At 33.2% G+C, this 18366-nt stretch carries 16 protein-coding genes; 9 read left to right on the top strand and 7 right to left on the bottom strand.

Features of this window, described 5'->3' with window-relative positions:
• Positions 1 to 20 precede the first annotated feature (20 nt).
• Together B0A81_RS13035 and B0A81_RS13030 are read left to right on the top strand one after the other, a co-directional pair.
• Positions 21 to 578: a hypothetical protein gene (locus tag B0A81_RS13035; protein ID WP_089058442.1), complete on the top strand. Its 558-nt coding sequence runs from the start codon at positions 21 to 23 to the stop codon at positions 576 to 578.
• Between the two features lie 212 nt (positions 579 to 790).
• A complete protein-coding gene (locus B0A81_RS13030; RefSeq protein ID WP_089058441.1) occupies positions 791 to 1861 on the top strand; it encodes a glycosyltransferase in 1071 nt (356 codons plus the stop codon).
• Positions 1862 to 1864: 3 nt separating this feature from the next.
• On the opposite strand, the gene B0A81_RS13025 is transcribed toward B0A81_RS13030, so the two are convergent.
• The 3 genes from B0A81_RS13025 to B0A81_RS13015 form a co-directional block, all read right to left on the bottom strand.
• Positions 1865 to 3160, bottom strand: coding sequence for a porin (locus tag B0A81_RS13025; protein WP_089058440.1), 1296 nt, complete (start codon positions 3158 to 3160; stop codon positions 1865 to 1867).
• A 162-nt stretch (positions 3161 to 3322) separates the two neighbouring features.
• On the bottom strand, positions 3323 to 4408 hold the full coding sequence (locus tag B0A81_RS13020; protein WP_089058439.1) for a sensor histidine kinase: 1086 nt from the start codon (positions 4406 to 4408) through the stop codon (positions 3323 to 3325).
• 219 nt (positions 4409 to 4627) lie between these two features.
• Positions 4628 to 5311 (bottom strand): response regulator transcription factor, encoded by a 684-nt coding sequence (locus tag B0A81_RS13015; RefSeq protein ID WP_089054298.1) that lies wholly within the window; start codon positions 5309 to 5311, stop codon positions 4628 to 4630.
• Positions 5312 to 5544: 233 nt separating this feature from the next.
• Here B0A81_RS13015 and B0A81_RS13010 point away from each other — a divergent pair, with 233 nt between their 5' ends.
• The 4 genes from B0A81_RS13010 (at position 5545) to B0A81_RS12995 (ending at position 11532) form a co-directional block, all read left to right on the top strand.
• Positions 5545 to 8343 carry a TonB-dependent receptor gene (locus B0A81_RS13010; RefSeq protein WP_089058438.1) on the top strand — a complete coding sequence of 933 codons (2799 nt, stop codon included), beginning with the start codon at positions 5545 to 5547 and terminating at the stop codon, positions 8341 to 8343.
• A gap of 192 nt (positions 8344 to 8535) precedes the next feature.
• Positions 8536 to 9948 (top strand): hypothetical protein, encoded by a 1413-nt coding sequence (locus B0A81_RS13005; RefSeq protein ID WP_199170222.1) that lies wholly within the window; start codon positions 8536 to 8538, stop codon positions 9946 to 9948.
• A gap of 105 nt (positions 9949 to 10053) precedes the next feature.
• Positions 10054 to 10392 (top strand): T9SS type A sorting domain-containing protein, encoded by a 339-nt coding sequence (locus B0A81_RS13000; protein WP_089058437.1) that lies wholly within the window; start codon positions 10054 to 10056, stop codon positions 10390 to 10392.
• Positions 10393 to 10551: 159 nt separating this feature from the next.
• Complete coding sequence (locus B0A81_RS12995; protein ID WP_089058436.1) at positions 10552 to 11532, top strand: LuxE/PaaK family acyltransferase; 981 nt, start codon at positions 10552 to 10554, stop codon at positions 11530 to 11532.
• Between the two features lie 69 nt (positions 11533 to 11601).
• Here B0A81_RS12995 and tyrS read toward each other — a convergent pair whose 3' ends face one another.
• Positions 11602 to 12897: a tyrosine--tRNA ligase gene (tyrS, locus tag B0A81_RS12990; RefSeq protein WP_089058435.1), complete on the bottom strand. Its 1296-nt coding sequence runs from the start codon at positions 12895 to 12897 to the stop codon at positions 11602 to 11604.
• 183 nt (positions 12898 to 13080) lie between these two features.
• Between tyrS and B0A81_RS12985 the strand changes: the two genes are divergently transcribed.
• On the top strand, positions 13081 to 14082 hold the full coding sequence (locus tag B0A81_RS12985; RefSeq protein WP_089058434.1) for an NAD-dependent epimerase/dehydratase family protein: 1002 nt from the start codon (positions 13081 to 13083) through the stop codon (positions 14080 to 14082).
• Positions 14083 to 14084: 2 nt separating this feature from the next.
• Here the strand turns inward: B0A81_RS12985 and B0A81_RS12980 are convergent, their stop codons facing one another.
• From B0A81_RS12980 to B0A81_RS12970, 3 genes are read right to left on the bottom strand one after another with little or no spacing between them, the layout of a single operon-like run.
• Entirely contained in the window at positions 14085 to 14561 is a 477-nt protein-coding gene (locus tag B0A81_RS12980; RefSeq protein ID WP_089058433.1) for a DUF4296 domain-containing protein, read from the bottom strand.
• A 9-nt stretch (positions 14562 to 14570) separates the two neighbouring features.
• Positions 14571 to 15911 (bottom strand): dihydroorotase, encoded by a 1341-nt coding sequence (locus tag B0A81_RS12975; RefSeq protein WP_089054306.1) that lies wholly within the window; start codon positions 15909 to 15911, stop codon positions 14571 to 14573.
• Positions 15912 to 15920: 9 nt separating this feature from the next.
• On the bottom strand, positions 15921 to 16646 hold the full coding sequence (locus tag B0A81_RS12970; RefSeq protein ID WP_089058432.1) for a polyprenol monophosphomannose synthase: 726 nt from the start codon (positions 16644 to 16646) through the stop codon (positions 15921 to 15923).
• 104 nt (positions 16647 to 16750) lie between these two features.
• Between B0A81_RS12970 and B0A81_RS12965 the strand changes: the two genes are divergently transcribed.
• Together B0A81_RS12965 and B0A81_RS12960 are read left to right on the top strand one after the other, a co-directional pair.
• The gene (locus B0A81_RS12965) at positions 16751 to 17419 is read left to right on the top strand and encodes a DUF4271 domain-containing protein (protein ID WP_089058431.1); all 669 of its coding nucleotides are present in this window, start codon (positions 16751 to 16753) and stop codon (positions 17417 to 17419) included.
• 14 nt (positions 17420 to 17433) lie between these two features.
• A complete protein-coding gene (locus B0A81_RS12960) occupies positions 17434 to 18183 on the top strand; it encodes a uroporphyrinogen-III synthase (protein WP_089054309.1) in 750 nt (249 codons plus the stop codon).
• The last annotated feature ends 183 nt before the right edge of the window (positions 18184 to 18366 follow it).

Below are 18366 nucleotides of genomic sequence, written 5' to 3'. Positions count from 1 at the left end.
ACTATTTAAACTAAAATCTTATGAAAAAATTATTATTGCTCTGTTTTATAGTAGTTTTATCTACTAATTTTTACGCTCAGGAAACTGTAACTAAAGCGGCTAAAAGTAAAACCGAATCGACTGCTAAGAAAACTAAGGCTAAAGCTGATAAAACTACAGCAGACGCAAAGAAAACAGCTGATAAGGCTGCAAAAACGAAAAGCACTGCAGATAAGGAAACCGCTAAAGCGAAAAAAGAAACTGCTGACGCTGCTAAAAAAACAGCAGACAAAGAAACAGCAAAAGCAAAAAAGGAAACAGCAAGCGCTGCTAAAAAAACAACAGCAAAAGCTGAAAGTACAAAAGCTGACGTAAAGAAAACAACTTCGAAAGCTGATGCCGCAGCTAAAACAGCGAGTAAAGATGCAACTGCAACTAAAAAGACTGCGACAAAAACTTTAAAAGAAACGAATGAAAAAGCACCAAAAGTAGCTGATAAGGTTACTGGTGAATACAATGGTAAAAAAGTATATACAGGACCAAGAGGCGGTAAATACTATATCAACAAAAATGGTAATAAAACCTATATTCAGGATTAAGAAAAGGTACTGAGGTACTAAGATTCTAAAATAAAAGACTTTGAAGCCGAACGTAAGTTCGGCTTTTTTATTTACTAAAAAGAAACCTTAGAACCTTAGTACCTCAGCACCTTAGAATCTTAAATAAAATATTGTGTTAATAATTTAGTAATATGTGCGAAATAGCATAAAAAACATATTTCTTTATCTTCGTTTGCAAAAAGCGTTAAACTATGAGCATTGACTATTCTGCTAACAAAACAATTTTAGTTGCTCCATTAAACTGGGGACTTGGCCACGCCACAAGATGCATCCCAATTATTAAGGCGCTTCAAGAAAACAATTTTATTCCTATTATTGCTTCTGATGGTGTTGCGCTGGCTTTGCTGCGCAAAGAATTTCCATATATACAAACACTGGAACTGCCTTCTTACCACATTGAATATGCTAAAAATGGTAAAAACTTTAAATGGAAGTTGATTAAAAATCTTCCGAAGATGATTGCTGCTATTTTAGATGAGAAAAAAATGGTGAACGGCTGGATTAAAAAACATGGTATTGACGGAATAATTTCTGATAATAGATTGGGGGTTTTTAGTAAAAAAGTACCATCTGTTTTTATGACGCATCAGTTGAATGTGATGACTGGAAACACTACTTGGTTTACTAGTAAATGTCATCAGTATTTTATAAAAAAATATTCGCAGTGCTGGGTTCCAGATTCCAATGAAAAAACAAATCTTACCGGCGATTTAGGTCATCTTAAAAGCAATGATTTGAATCTGAAGTATATTGGTCCGTTGAGCAGAATGCGTAAAAAGGAAACGCCTAAAATATACGATTTGATGATTATTTTATCAGGTCCGGAACCTCAGCGTACTTATCTTGACGAAAAACTGCAAAAAGAAATAGCTGACTATAAAGGGAAAGTGGTTTTTGTGCAAGGAATTGTAGAGAAAACGCAAACTAAATGGCAGGCTGGAAATGTTACTTATTACAATTTCATGAATTCTAAACAATTAGAACAGACTTTTAATGAAAGTGATTTTGTTTTATGTCGTTCTGGTTATACAACTGTTATGGACTTGGCTAAATTGGGCAAAAAAGCTTTTTTTATTCCAACTCCGGGACAATACGAACAGGAATATCTGGCGGTAAAACTTCAGGAAGAAAATCTTGTACCTTATGCAATGCAAGACGACTTTACGATTGATGATTTATCAAAAGTAAAGTCGTTTAAGGGTTTGTCTCAATTTAATGAAGAAATAGACTGGGATTCGCTATTTACAGTTTTTGAGGACTAATTTTTAGAAATTGAACTGTGCTTGCAATCGCAGTAAATTTCCTTGTTGTCTGTTTATTGGAAGTGCGCTGTCTTCAAAAGTTCTGTCGGCAATTACATATTCGGCAGTTAATTCTAGTGCTTTAATTGGCTGCCATTCTATACCGATTTCGTAATCTCTTACAACGTAACTTCTAGCGTCTTTTTCATATTTTTTACCTCCGTCATAATATTGAAATTTTGCGAAAGGGTAAAGATGTTGTTTTTTAAAATCGAGTTTATAGCTCATCAATACATAACCTCCATTTAAATCTGTTTCATCAACAGTATTGGTTAAGGTATTGTAACGAGGTCCTGTACCGACATTATATTCTGCCTGAATCCCGAAAGGTCTTGGATACAAAACAAAAGTCGCACCTACTCTTTGGTCTTTTACATATTGTGGATCGTTAACTTTTACTCCCGGAGAAATTTCGCCAGTAAAAGCCCATTTACCTGTGTAAGCCTGAATTCCTGGTTCTATAATTTGACTTCCGATAACAAACGGATAAGTAACCCTTGCTACAACATTTAAGTCTCTGTTACCGTCTAGTTTATTTGCAATTTGCCCATTGTAAACTCCAAAAGCAAAAACCCCATAATCGCCAGATCCTTTAAATCCGTCTTTTACAAGCATTTCAAAACGTTTTCTAATTTCAGCAGGTGCCCAATAAAAAAACAAGCCTAAATCACGCTCATTCAAGATCGCACTATTCATAGCATCGTTACGATCTAAAGCTAAACGCTGTGAACTTGACTGCATATTTTCGAAACCGTATGGGATTTTACTTTGTCCAACACGTACACGATATTCTTTTTTCTTATCAAAAGAAAGATCGAAATACAAATCACGAATTTGCACAAAATTCTGAATTCCAGTACTTGGAGAACTTGCAAAATCGGGTTGAAAATAGAAAAACACATTAGGATGAACCTGTCCTGAAAACACTAAACGAGCACGACGAATAAAAAGTCCGTTGTTTGATTTTGCGTCTGGAGCTGTAGAAGTTGTTCCCCAAGATTTATCACATTGCTCGCAGGAAACTTTGTCGTTTGTAGAGAACAATCCATTGTATCTAATTTGCGCATAACCTCTTAAAGAAATTCTGTCGTACCAATGTTCCTCACCGCTGACTCCTGACTTAGTATCTGGCAGTTTCGCTTTATTGATAGAGTCTAAAATACGAATTACTTCGTTTTTTACTTCTTGCTTGTTCAAATCTTGTGCATTAGATGCCCAAGTCAACAGTAATAAAACTGCAATTATTTTTCTTTTTATCATTCTTTCTTTAATCCCTTAATTTCAGAATGCAAAGATGTATCACCTATGTTAAGAAATCATTAACCAGATGTTACTATAATAAAAATTTATTGTTATGGACTAAATCCGAATGTTGATTTATTGTTAAACACCTTTGTTTTAGGGTGTTTGACAAAAACCCGCTTACAATTTTTTAACGTCAGTTTTTTGGTTCTTAAGCGCTTTTTCGAGCGTAAAAGAGAATTCTGAACCAATTCCGAACTCACTTTCTACATAAACTTTCTCTTTATGCGCCTCAATAATATGCTTTACGATCGCCAAACCTAAACCAGAACCTCCTTCAGATCGAGTGCCGCTTTTATCAACTCTATAGAAACGTTCAAAAAGTCGTGGAATATTTTGTTTCTCAACTCCTTCTCCGTTATCGCTTATGCGTATTAAAACTTTTCTTTTGGTTAAATTAACTACACCAACTTCGGTCAAACCGCCTTCTTTTCCGTATTTAATCGAGTTTACAATTAGATTTTCTAAAACTTGTTGAATCCTGTCTTTATCACCTCGAATAATTACAGATTGTACATTTTTACTTTCAAATGCCAATTTAATTTTCTTTTTATCAGCTTTCATTTCTAATAAATCGAAAACATTATGAATGAGCTCTACAATATCAAAATCAGTAATCATCAAATTTAAATCACCAGATTCTAATTTGGTAATCATATCTAAATCTTCAACTATGTAAATTAATCGCTCAACTCCTTTTTCGGCACGTTTTAAATATTTTTTTCGGATATTTTTATCATCCATTGCTCCATCAAGCAAAGTCGAAACGTAACCTTGAACGGTAAATAATGGTGTTTTTAATTCGTGCGAAACGTTTCCTAGAAACTCTCTGCGGTATTGCTCTCGAATTTCGAGCATTTCGATTTCCAGCTTTTTATCTGTGGCAAACTTTTTTACTTCTCGCGACAGCGTTTCCATATCAGTCGTTATGGGCTGATTGATAAGTGTTGTTGATTCTAACAATGAAACCTCATCATATATTTTTTTAACTCTTCTATATATAAAACGTTCTACACGATATTGTAAAACCAGAAATGAGAAGATATAAATTGAGATTAAAAAAATTATGCCGAATGCAATTTGGTGTTTCAATTGACCTTTATAAAATAAAGACATCAATATGAGTACAAATCCTGTTGCAAATAGACTTATATATAATGCCGATTTTACAGCAAATTTGTATGTTTTTTTAAAATTAATTTTCATTGAAAATATTAAACCATTAACGGATTATTTTTTTCACCATATAAGTGATATCAGTTCATTTAAAAGCAAAGCTTAGTTGTATGGATTTACAATATGAACTTAAAAAAGCAAATCTTTGTCAAAGTTCAGAACTTTGACAAAGATAATTATTGTGAATGTAGGTAAACCAGAAATTAAGTGAACTTATATCACTTATATGGTTTCCTTAATATTGAATTCTTAAACTTCAAATTTGTAGCCTACCCCTTTTATGGTTTTAAAAAGATCTTCGCCTATTTTTTCACGTAGTTTTCTAATATGAACATCAATTGTTCTTCCTCCTACTACCACTTCGTTCCCCCAGACTTTATCAAGAATTTCATCTCTTTTAAAAACTTTACCTGGTTTTGAAGCTAATAAATAAAACAATTCGAATTCTTTTCTTGGAAGTGCAATTTCTACATTGCCTTTGATAATTTTATACTCTTCGCGGTTAATTTCGATTCCTCCAACATTTATAGTATCACTAACTACTTCTTGTTCTTTTAACCTTCTTAACAGAGCCTTTACTTTTGAGACCAATAATTTTGGTTTTATTGGCTTAGTAATATAATCATCAGCACCAGCATCAAAACCAGCTACTTGCGAATAGTCTTCACTTCTTGCGGTAAGAAATGTTATGATAACATTATTTAATTCAGGGATTTTTCTGATGTGCTCACAAGCTTCCATACCATCCATTTCAGCCATCATCACGTCCATAATAATTAATTCTGGCAATTCTTTCTGAGCTTTTGCTATAGCATCTTTTCCGTTAGAAGCTGTAACAATCTGATAGCCTTCTTGAGCAAGGTTATAGCCAACGATTTCTAAGATATCTGGTTCGTCGTCAACTAATAAAATCTTGGTTTGTGTTTTTTTCATAAATAGCAAAAATTGAGATTTTTACATCAAATTCTCTTTAATATATATCCGATGTTTTTTATTTCACAGGGTAAATATAGTAATAAATGAATCGTTAAAAATTGCTGTTAACGGTAATTTAATCTGGTAACAATTTGATAATCTTTAGTACACAAAAACATAACAAGTTCGTAACATCGACTTCACAGCTCAGTCATTTCTTTGCACAAAAATAAATCAAACACAACACTGAAATGAAATTCAATTTAAAATTTCTATTTATTGCATTATTTATCTGTACGATTTCGATCGCACAAAACAAAGGTACGATTTCTGGCGTTTTAACCGACAAAGAAATGAACAACGAAGCCTTACCTTTTGCAAATGTTTTAATTAAAGGTACAAACATTAGCGTAAATACTGACGTTGACGGAAAATATTCGTTAAGCGTAAATCCAGGAAATTATATCGTTATTTATAGTTTTTTAGGATATGAATCTAAAGAAGCTCCAGTTACGGTAAAGGCAAACGAAACTGTAGTGGTAAATCAAGTACTTTCTTCTGGAAGTTTTACTCTTAAAGATGTGGTCGTAAAATCTACTGGAAACAGAGAAAAAGAAACGGCTTTGTTATTAGACCAAAAAAATGCTGTGGTAATCAAACAAAGTATTGGTGCGCAGGAAATGTCTAGAAAAGGAGTAAGCGATGTTGAAGAAGGTTTAACTAAAATTACCGGAATTACTAAAGTTGGATCAAGAGGTTTATTTGTTCGTGGACTTGAAGACAGATACAACAACTTATTGATTAATGATCTTGCTGCTCCAACAAACAATCCATTTTTGAAAATTATTCCGCTAGATTTATTCTCTACGGATATCGTTGGTGTTATTGAAGTTTACAAAACATTCAGCCCAAACATTTATGGGGATTTTGCTGGTGGAACATTTAATATTCAAACTTCTAAAAACACAAAAAGCATCACAAAAATTAATATTGGAACAAGTTATCTTGTAAACAGTAATTTAAAAAGATTTTCTATTTCTAAAGATGCTGATTCTGCAGAAGGTTTTTTCGGAATGACTGGAGACAATAGAAAATTACCTTCATTATTAGGAGATACTCCATCTGGTCATGTTTTTACTCCTCAAGAATCTTTAAACTCTTTCCAAAGCGGTTTCGACGTTTCGACTATAAGAACGCCGTTAAATACAAGTATTGGTTTTTTACATGCTGAAAAATTTGATTTAGAAAAAGACAGAAGCATTTCTTATATCATCTCTGTAAATGCTGAAAACAGTTATGCAATTCAAGAAGGAGTTGACAGAACTTTTGCTTACCAAAGCACTGGAATCAGCTACAAAACTGATTTTATCACTACAGACAATCACTACAGAACTTCTTTGACTGGTTTATTAGGTTTAAACTATAACACAAAAAGATTTAAACTTGCTTACAATAGTCTTTTCATCAGAACAACTGATAACTTAATCAAAGATCAATTTGGTGTTGCAAATGCTGAAACTGGAACCGGAACAAACAAAACTCTTATTCGTACCAACCAATTAGACCAATCAGATTATTGGAACAATCAATTGTTGGGAGAATATGCAATTACAGAAGACAAAAGTCAAACTGTAAAAGCAGGTGCCTCTTATGCGTTGACGAAATACAATCAGCCTGACAGAAAAGCATTTTCAGGAATTAAAACAGATAACGATGGAATCATTGCTTCGATTGCAGGAAACAACTTTATCAAACAATATTTAGAAATTACTGGAAACTCTTATTTCTCAGGTTTAGCTGAATATAACTTGAAATTTGGAGCAGATAAAGGTCACAAATTAACGGTTGGTTATAACGGAAACATGTCAGATATGGAATCTTCATATCGTTTTATTTCTCCAACTCCTGGACCAAACATCGATGCTCCGCTTAACAGTATCGACGATCAATTGAATGGATACATTGCTGGAGGTGCTTTCAATTTTAGAGAAAGTTCTAACTCTACTTACAAAGCAATTTTAAAGGAAGGTGCTAATGCTGGTTATGCTAATTTACTTTACAAATTCAATGATAAATTTGAACTTAATGGTGGTGTAAGATTTGAAAGCACGAATAGAGAAACTAAATACAGAAATCAAGGTTCTTTTGATGAGCCATATGTAACTTTAAACTACGACAAAACTTATTTCTTACCTTCGTTAAATGCTAAATACAGCGTTACCGAAAAAGCAAATGTTCGTTTAGCTGGTGGTATTACTTATACTAAACCAGTAATAATGGAAGCTTACCCAATTGAGTACATCAATGCCGATGGAACTTCTATGAAAGGAAATCCATATTTAGTAAACAGTGATAATTACAATGTTGATTTAAAATATGAGTTTTTCCCAACTGCAAAAGAAATGTTCGCTGTAGGACTTTTTGGTAAACAAATGAAAAATCCTATCGAAAGAACTTTGACTGCAAATGCTGCCGGTTCTACAATTATCACTTATTTAAATTCTGACAATGCGGTAATATACGGTGCAGAAATCGAATTTATTTATGACTTAGAAAGATTAACTAATACTTTCAAAAATTTCTCTTTAGGTTTTAATACTTCATTAATGAGTACTAAAGCAGAGGTTAAACCTTTTATCATAAATCCTGACGGAAGTGTTACTCAAACAATCGAAACTCATACATCAAGAGATTTACAAGGTGCTTCAAAATGGTTAATCAATTCTGATTTGAAATATCAATTTGATGTAAACAAAAACTGGAGCAATACACTTTCATTAGTTTATTCTGTATTTGGAAAAAGAATTTATGCAGTAGGAACAAATGGTCTGGATCATATTTATGAACTTCCTGTTTCACAATTAGATTTTGTATGGAGCAGTAAATTATCACAGCATTTTGATTTAAAATTCTCTGCAGACAATTTACTTGATCCTGCACGAAAATTTGAAATTGGAGACAACAGTGTAACACCAGTTGTTGGAGATCCATTAACAAGAAGTTACAAAAAAAGCAGAGGCTTTTCATTAAGTCTAGGATATACATTTTAATCCTATTTAAAACCAAGATCACAAAGCCCTATTTCGATAGGGCTTTTTTTTATGAACATAATGTAAATCTCTTAACATTATCTTGACATTTAGGAGCTTTTATAATAACGGTATTGTAATAATCAGCTAACATGCATAAAAGATTCCCGTCCTACTTTTGTCTGCAAAGAAATCAACTATTAAACAACAATTATGAAAACTAAATTTTTCGCTTTAGCCCTTTCAATTGGCTTATTATTTTCATCTTGCAGCAATGACAACGATCCAGCTCCATTTACTATCGCTCCTTTAACAGGAACTGAGAGTGTTGTTGTAGGAGGAACTACAACTTTCAGCAGTACAACTACAGGCGGTACTTATTCTAGTGCTACGCCAGCTGTTGCAACTGTTGTGCCTGCTACTGGAGTTATTACAGGGGTTTCTGTAGGTACTTCTGTTATTACTTATACACTACAATCTGTTTCAGTAACAAAAACAGTAACTGTAACGGCTGTTCCAGTTGCAACAGGAGAAATTACTGGACCAATTACAGCTAATAAAACTTATGCTTTAGGAAACTATACTATGAAAGGTATGGTGAAAATTAATTCTGGAGTAACAGTAACATTTGATGCTGGTTCAACAATTACAGTTGATAAAACTACTGGAGACAACGCTTTAGTTGTATTAAACGGTGGTAAATTAATCATCAACGGTACTGCTGACAAACCAGTTGTATTTACTGAAAAATCTAAAATCGCTGGTTCTTGGGGAGGTATCATCATGTACGGTGACGCTCCAATCAATGCTATCAACGGTGTAAAAACTTCTACTTCTGAAGACGGAAATGCGCTGCCTTACGGAGGAACAAATGCAGCTCACAATGGTGGTTCATTGAAATATGTAAGAGTTGAATACGCTGGTTCTAAATTAGCTGATGGAACAAAAGAATTAAACGGATTCTCATTCTACTCTGTAGGATCAGGAACAACTTTAGATCACTTAGTATCTTACAAAGGTGCTGATGACGGATTCGAATTTTACGGAGGAACTGCAAGTTTAACAAATGCAATTTCTTATGACAATACTGATGATTCATTTGACTGGCAAGATGGATGGCAAGGTCAAGCCAATTCAAACTGGTACGCTCATCAAAATGCAAAAGGAAACTTTGGAATCGAAATTGAATCTTCTAAAAACAACAACGCTTACTTCCCTAAAGTTACAAACATCACTTTAAGAAGAATTGCTGGTACAACTCCAGAAGCTGTTGGAGATGTTCAAGTTGATGCATTCCAATTCAAAAATGAAGGAAACGGTGATTTCAGCAACATTATCATAGATGGTTACGGTGATTACACAGAAGGTGGTAAATTATACACAGGAGCAGCAGTTAAAATTCAAGATGCTTCTACAAATACTAACCAAGTAAACGGTGGTAAAATTAAAATCACTAAAGTTAAAATCACTAATACTTCTAAAGATATCTTAGGTGTAGTAGTAGCTCCATGGGACGGTGTAGTTACATTCCCAGCAGGAAACTTCGTAATCGATGCAACAGCAACTGGAGCATCTATCACAGGTGGTGCTTGGGCAACAGTTAACGGTGTTGACTTGACAAAATAATAAGTTAAAAAAAATAATGTTAAAAACATCCTAATAATTTAGGATGTTTTTTTTTGGCTTAGTTTTTGTAATTTTTTTTGTATATTTACTCATCAAATAAATGCGATGGCAAAAAACTACTTTTATATTACTTTTTTATTGGCTTTTTTCTTAACTGTAAGTGTTTCAGCACAAGACAGTAAGCAATTACCCAAAACTCAAGAGTCCGTAGGAATTGAGGGTCTCAGCTTGTACCCTAACCCAGTGGTCAATGGAAAAGTATATATTACGTCAAAAAATGATTTAGAAAAAGAAATCATCATTTTTGACATCTTAGGAAAAAGAGTATTGCAAACGCATCTAAGCTCAAAAGAATTAAACGTTTCAGATCTTGTTCCAGGCGTTTACATTATAAAAATAAGCGAGCAAAATGCTACGGCAACCCGAAAGCTCATTATTCGATAAAACAAAAAAGCTCTTATGGAGCTTTTTTTTAGTTTACAGTGTTCCGCTTTTTAATATTCAGTCTCATTATCACTTGTAAAATTTGATACTTAAGAATACTGAAACTAAAAAAGACAACACTGAACGCCAAAAAATAAATATCTTTGCACAAAAAAAGTTTTGATTACAGCCAGCGATATATTTACGATTTCCAGCCATAAGCAATTTGAAAAAACAGCACTAAAAGTGTTTCGCTTTCAATATGAAAACAATCTAGTATATCGTGATTTTTGCGATTTCCTTAAAACAGACGTGCAGCAGGTAAAAACATTGGCGCAAATTCCATTTTTACCTATTCAGTTTTTTAAAAGCCATGACGTAGTATCAAACACCAATCCTGCCGAAGTTACTTTTACCAGCAGCGGCACGACTGGAATGATCACGAGTCGACATTTAGTTACCGATGTTTCTCTTTATGAAGAAAGTTATCGAAAAGGATTTTCTCAATTCTATGGCAATATCGAAGATTATGTTGTTTTAGCCCTTTTACCGTCCTATTTAGAACGCGAGGGATCTTCGCTTATTTATATGGTCGAAGACTTAATAAAACTATCCAATCAGCCTGAAAGCGGGTTTTATTTACACAATCACGACGACTTAATTAAAAAACTGACTGAACTTGACGAATCAGGTCAAAATGTAATTCTAATCGGCGTTACTTATGCTTTGTTAGATTTAATAGAAAAACACCAATTCAATCTTCAAAACACCATTATTATGGAAACTGGAGGAATGAAAGGAAAACGCAAAGAAATGATTCGCGAAGAACTTCACGAACAACTTTGCAAAGGATTTGGTGTAAATGCAATTCATTCAGAATACGGAATGACAGAACTTTTAGCGCAAGCTTATTCTTTAGGCGAAGGCGTATTTGAATGTCCGTCTTGGATGCATATTTTAGTTCGCGATCCAGAAGATGCTTTGACTTATATAAAAGACGGAAAAACCGGCGGAATCAATGTTATTGATTTAGCCAATATCAATTCTTGTTCTTTTATTGCAACGCAGGATTTAGGCAAAAAAAATCCCAACAACTCTTTCGAGGTATTGGGACGTTTTGATAATTCTGATATTCGTGGATGTAATTTGATGGTGTTATAGTTTAATCATTGATTTGTTAAATCGTTTAATCAGTTCAACATTCGATTATACAATTTACCTATTAAACAGTTAAACAACTCTAATCACAAAATAGTTTTTCTTTCCACTTTGTAATAACACAAATTGATTGTTAATCAAATCATTTGCTGTTAACACAAAATCTTCTTTTATTTTTTCTCTGTTTACAGAAATAGAATTAGCAGTCAACGCGCGTCTAGCTTCTCCGTTTGATTTGAAAAAACCAGTCTTCTCGTTTAAAACCGTTACAATATCCAATCCGTTTTCCAAATCAGCTTTTGCGATTTCAGCTTGTGGAACTCCATCAAAAACTTCTAAGAAAGTCACTTCATCTAATTTTTTCAAATCATCAGCAGTAGAATTTCCAAACAAAATATTCGAAGCCTGAATCGCTTTTTCCAATTCTTCTTTACTGTGAACAAAAATCGTGATTTCTTCAGCTAATTTCTTTTGCAAGATTCTTAAATGCGGTGCTGTTTGATGCTCAGCAATTAAAGCCTCAATAGTTTCTTTATCTAAGAATGTAAAGATTTTAATGTATTTTTCTGCATCAACATCAGTTGAGTTTACCCAAAATTGGTAAAACTTGTACACAGAAGTTTTATCAGCATCCAGCCAAACATTTCCACCTTCCGATTTTCCAAATTTAGATCCGTCTGCTTTTGTAATCAAAGGTGTTGTCAAAGCAAAAGCCTTTGCTCCTTCTCCACCCATTCTGCGTACTAATTCTGTACCTGTAGTAATATTTCCCCACTGGTCAGAACCTCCCATTTGCAAAACACAATTATTGTTTTTATACAAATGATAAAAATCGTACCCTTGAATTAATTGATATGTAAATTCAGTAAAAGACATTCCTTCACCTTCTCCGCTAAATCTCTTTTTAACAGAATCCTTCGCCATCATATAATTTACCGTGATACGTTTTCCAACTTCACGAGCAAAATCAATAAACGAGAATTCTTTCATCCAGTCATAGTTATTTACCATTACTGGAGCATTTGCTTCTTTTGAATTAAAGTCTAGGAAACGAGACAGAACACTTTTTATTCCGGCAACGTTTTTAGCCAAAGCTTCTTCGTTCAACAAATTTCTTTCGTCAGATTTTCCAGAAGGATCACCAATCATTCCAGTCGCGCCGCCCACAAGAGCGATTGGCTTATGACCAAAATTCTTTAAATGAACCAATAAAATAATCTGAACCATACTGCCTATATGCAGCGAATCTGCTGTTGGATCAAAACCAATATATGCCGAAGTTACCTCTTTTAGCAATTGTTCTTCCGTTCCTGGCATGCTATCATGGTACAAACCGCGCCACTTTAATTCTTCAACTAGATTCTTCATTTTTAAAATATTTTGCGCAAATATAATCAATGGTAATCGCAATGACAAAAACTTATGCCACTAAGGCGCTAAGACACAAATATTATTTAAAAAAAATCAAAACTTTGAACCTTTGCAAAAAACCTTTGAAACTTTGTCTCTCTGCAGCTTTGCACCTTTCCAACAAAAACTTATATTTACAAAATGGTATTAGTAACTGGCGGAACAGGTTTAGTAGGCTCACATTTATTGCTTCATTTAATCGAAAATGGAGAAAATGTTCGGGCAATTTACAGAACCAAAAACAACATTCAAAAAGCAAAATCGGTTTTTGAACTTTACAAGAAAGAAGCTTTATTTGAAAAAATAGAATGGCTTGAAGCCGATATCTTAGACGTTCCTTCTTTAGAAAATGCTTTTATTGATATTGATTACGTTTACCACTGCGCCGCTTTAATTTCATTCGACCCAAAAGATGAAGAAGCACTTCGAAAAATAAACATCGAAGGAACCGCTAATATGGTTAATTTTTCGATTGCACTAGGTGTAAAGAAATTTTGTTTTGTAAGTTCTATTGCCGCACTTGGCGATTTAGCACCACACGAAACTTACATTACTGAGGAAACGGACTGGAATCCTGAAAAACCTCACAGCGATTATGCTATTTCTAAATACGGTTCTGAAATGGAAGTATGGCGCGCTCATCAAGAAGGTTTAGATGTTATAATTGTAAATCCCGGCGTAATTTTAGGACCGATTCCGAAAACAAAAAACAAACAGCAGGGAAGCGCTGAATTGTACTTAAAAGTCGCTAACGGTCTTTCGTTTTATACTCTTGGAAGTACTGGTTTTATTACCGTTGATGATGTTGTGAAAATTTCTCATCAATTAATGAACAGCGAGATTAAAAATGAGCGCTTTACTTTAATTGCTAACAACATTGTTTTTAAAGATATTCTTGATACAATTGCCGAAGCTTTGAAAGTAAAGAAACCAAGCATTCATGCCAAACCTTTATTTATGAATTTTCTTTGGATGGCTGACGGAATATTTTCAACCTTATTTTTTCAAAAAAGACGTCTTACAAAAGCAACTGCAAAAGCTTCCTATTCTAAAAATCTGTATTCAAATGAAAAAATAAAAACCGCTCTAGGAACGGTTTTTACAGATGTACATCAATATGTAAGGGATATTTCTAAATTATAGAATTATTTTTTTGGCTGCGGTTTCATTTGTCGTCTTATCGAGTCAAGATTTATTTGAGTCCTTGTCTTTTTAATCGAATCTTTCGGTTTTTCTTTATCCTTAAGATTCACCGCTTTCATCGCTTTTTTCTCTTCAATTTTAACGATCGAATCTGTGTCTCTTTGATTTTTTGCTAATCGTTTTCCAACCTCATCAAACATCTCTTTGTAGCTTTCATAATCTGCAGCATAATACATATTATTTTGAGCAAATTGAAGACTGTCTACTTTGTATTTTTTCAAAATAAACTTCGTTGGATTTGTTTCTGTAGAATCTAAAGAAACTGGATTTTGATATTTCATTGCTTCCAGAAGAGACAAATCATAAATAATATCAACCATTTTATCTTTCTCAATAAGTTTAGCAGGCTGTTTTACAACCTCTTTTTTACAACTTACAGAAAGAAATATAACTAATACTATTACAAAACAATTTTTCATTTCGGCTTTTTATCTATCAAACAATAAACGTTTTCCAGCACGGATATCTTTTACTTTAAAGTTATTGTAAACCATTTCACCATTTACAAAAGTGTGTGTAATTCTCGATTTAAAAGCTGTGCCTTCAAACGGAGACCAACCGCATTTATATAAAATATTATCTTGATTTACACTCCAAGGCAAACTCGGATTTACAATTACCAAATCTGCATAATAACCTTCTTTAATAAAACCTCTTTTTTCAATTTTAAAGATTTTCGCAGGATTATGACACATTTTTTCTACAATTTTCTCTACACTTATTTTTCCTTGATGATGCGCTTCGAACATTGCTACAACGGCATGCTGCACAAGCGGACCTCCAGAAGGTGCTTTTAAGTAAGATTGTAACTTTTCTTCTTTTGTATGCGGCGCATGATCTGTTGCAATAACATCAATTCTACCGTCATTCAAAGCTTCCCAAAGTGCTTTTCTATCACTTTCGGTTTTTACAGCAGGATTCCATTTAATGAAATTCCCTTTTGTTTTATAATCTTCATCGGTAAACCAAAGATGATGCACACAAACCTCAGCAGTAATTTTTTTATCTTCTAATGGAATTTTGTTTGTAAACAATTCCATTTCTTTTGCAGTCGATAAGTGAAAAATATGCAAACGCGCTCCAGTTCTTTTTGCTAAAGCCACGGCTTTTGAAGACGAAATATAACAAGCTTCAGCACTTCTAATTAAATTATGTGCCGTTACTGGAACATCTTCCCCATATTTTTCTTTGAACTCTGCTAAGTTATTTTGAATAGTAGTTTCATCTTCACAATGCACAGCGATTAACATTGGTGTGCTTGAGAAAATTTTTTCTAAAGTTTCTTCTTTGTCAACCAACATATTCCCTGTTGAAGAACCTAGAAATATCTTAATTCCAGCAACATTTTTAGGATTGGTTTTTAGAACTTCTTCTAAGTTATCATTGGTAGCTCCCATCATAAACGAATAATTCGCGAATGATTTTTGAGCAGCAATTTGATATTTATCTTCTAATATTTCTTGTGTAACGGCATTTGGAACTGTATTTGGCTGTTCGATAAAAGAAGTAATTCCTCCCGCTACTGCAGCTCTTGATTCCGATTCAATATCGCCTTTATGCGTTAAACCTGGTTCTCTAAAATGAACTTGATCATCAATTGCACCAGGAATCAAATAACTTCCTTCGGCATCTACAACAATACAGTCAGATGATTTTAAACTGATACTATCAGCGACTTCAACAATCAAGTCGTTCTCTATAAAAACATCTCCATCAAAAATAGACCCTTCGTTTACAATTTTTGCATTTTTAATTAAAATCCTATTCATGTTTTGTCTTTATAATGTATTGACTAATTTTTTTAATCTTAACGAAATCACTCCAAGAATTGCTTCTTTGATAATGGCGTTACTCATTTTCGAAACTCCTTTTGTTCTATCTGTAAAAATAATTGGAACTTCTTTAATTTCAAATTTAGCACAGTAAGTTCTGTACTTCATTTCGATTTGAAACGCATATCCCACAAACTTTATTTTGTTAAGATTGATTTTCTCCAAAACCTCTCTTTTATAACAAACGAAACCTGCAGTTGCATCGTGAATTTTCATTCCGGTAATAAACTTCACATAAACTGATGCAAAGTACGACATCAAAACTCGGCTTAATGGCCAATTTACCACATTTACACCTTTTACATAACGGGAACCAATAGCTAAATCAGCTCCACCAAAATGGCAAGCATCATATAATTTCTCTAAATCATTTGGGTTATGCGAAAAGTCAGCGTCCATTTCAAAGATGAAATCGTATTTACGCTCCAAAGCCCACTTAAAACCATGAACATAAGCCGTTCCTAAACCCGCTTTTTTTGCTCTTTTTTCAAGGAATAATCTTCCCGAAAATTCTTCTTGCAGCGCAATCACTTTATCGGCAGTATGATCAGGAGAATTATCATCTATTATTAAAAGATGAAAAGGTTTATGCTGCGAAAGTACCGCTCTCACAATACTTTCAATATTTTCAATTTCGTTATAAGTTGGAATTATGACAATACTATCACTCATTTTTCTTGGTAATTTCACCGCAAAAGTAAACTTTTTATAGCATTTGGTTCATAATAAATACATAATAAAAGTATTGATCCAAAAAATTACTAATTTTGTGCGCTATGATTGAACAACTTCATCCTCGAATTATTGAAAACAAAGATTGGGCAACTGTTTTATTCATCCTGACCTTTGCCATTGTTGCTATAACAAAATCAGCATATGAGACTCGTTTTTCTGAATTCAGCAAACTTATAATCTCAGATAAATATGCTAAAATTTATCGCGACAATAACCATATAAACAGCAGCTTTACTGTTGGTTTATTTTTTGTGCAGATTATTTCTTTTGCTTTCTTTATTCAGCTTACGATGAGTATTTATGGAACTGCATCAAAAACGGATTATTTATTGTTTATTCGAATCGCAACTTTTCTTCTTTATTTTATTCTAGCAAAATATTTGATCGAAAAAATCGTAGCAGCTTCATTCAATATTGATGAATTTATGGAGCTTTTTAACTTACAAAAAGTAACCTACAGGACTTACATCGGCGTTTTGATACTTCCTATTAATGCTATTTTATTCTATTATGACAATATTCCAATAATTGTTCCGCTAGCAATTATAGGTATTTCGCTGTGTATCAGTCTATACTCATATTTTATTTCAATTAAAACGTATCAAAACGTAATTATCGACAAGTTGTTTTATTTTATTTTATATCTTTGCGCTCTTGAAATAGCCCCTTATTATTTTCTCTATTATTGGATGACAAAAGGGAGTGCTTAGTAAATGTTTATAATATGAAAGTGAAAACAATTTTGGTGTCACAGCCTGAACCTAAAGTGGAGAATTCTCCTTACTTTGAGCTCCAACAAAAACACAAAATAAAAATTGATTTCAGACCATTTATTCATGTGGAAGGGGTTAGTGCAAAAGAGATTCGATTACAAAAAATCGACCTTAATCACTATACTGCTATCATTTTAACAAGTCGAAATGCTGTAGATCATTTTTTTAGAGTGGCTGATGAAATGCGCTACAAAGTACCTGAAGGATTGAAATATTTTTGTCAATCTGAAGCAGTTGCATTTTATCTGCAAAAGTATGTAGTATACAGAAAACGTAAAATTTACGTTGGTGCTAAAGATTTTGCTGATTTATCGCCTCTAATTAAAAAATACAAAGACGAGAAGTTTTTACTTCCAGCATCTGACCAGTTAAATGCAGACGCTCCAATAACATTAAATAGTCTAAAAGTAGATTGGGCACAAGCTGTTTTTTACAGAACTGTAATGAGCGACTTATCTGATCTTGCCGATGTTTATTATGATGTTTTGGCATTTTTCAGCCCAACAGGAATTAAATCATTGTTTAAAAACTTCCCAGACTTTAAACAAAACAATACCAGAATCGCTGTATTTGGAAGCACAACTCAAAAAGAAGCTTTAGATCACGGTTTAAGAATCGATATTCTTGCTCCAACACCTGAAACGCCTTCTATGACAATGGCTCTTGAAAAATATATCGCCGAAGCAAACAAAGGAAAATAAAACCTTAAGAATACAAAATATTAAAATTCCAAATTCCAAATTAATCACTTGGGATTTGGAATTTTCTTTTTAATGCATCTTCGCATTTTGAGCATCATTTCACTTTACAATATTTGTAAATCCTCCCAAACATCGAATTTTATTTTTTAAATCATTTTGAGTATATTTGGTTTTCAACTAAAA

Source organism: Flavobacterium plurextorum (assembly GCF_002217395.1).
Lineage (GTDB): Bacteria > Bacteroidota > Bacteroidia > Flavobacteriales > Flavobacteriaceae > Flavobacterium > Flavobacterium plurextorum.
Note: the sequence above shows the minus strand (reverse complement) of the source record. Positions and strands in the feature narration are given on the sequence as shown.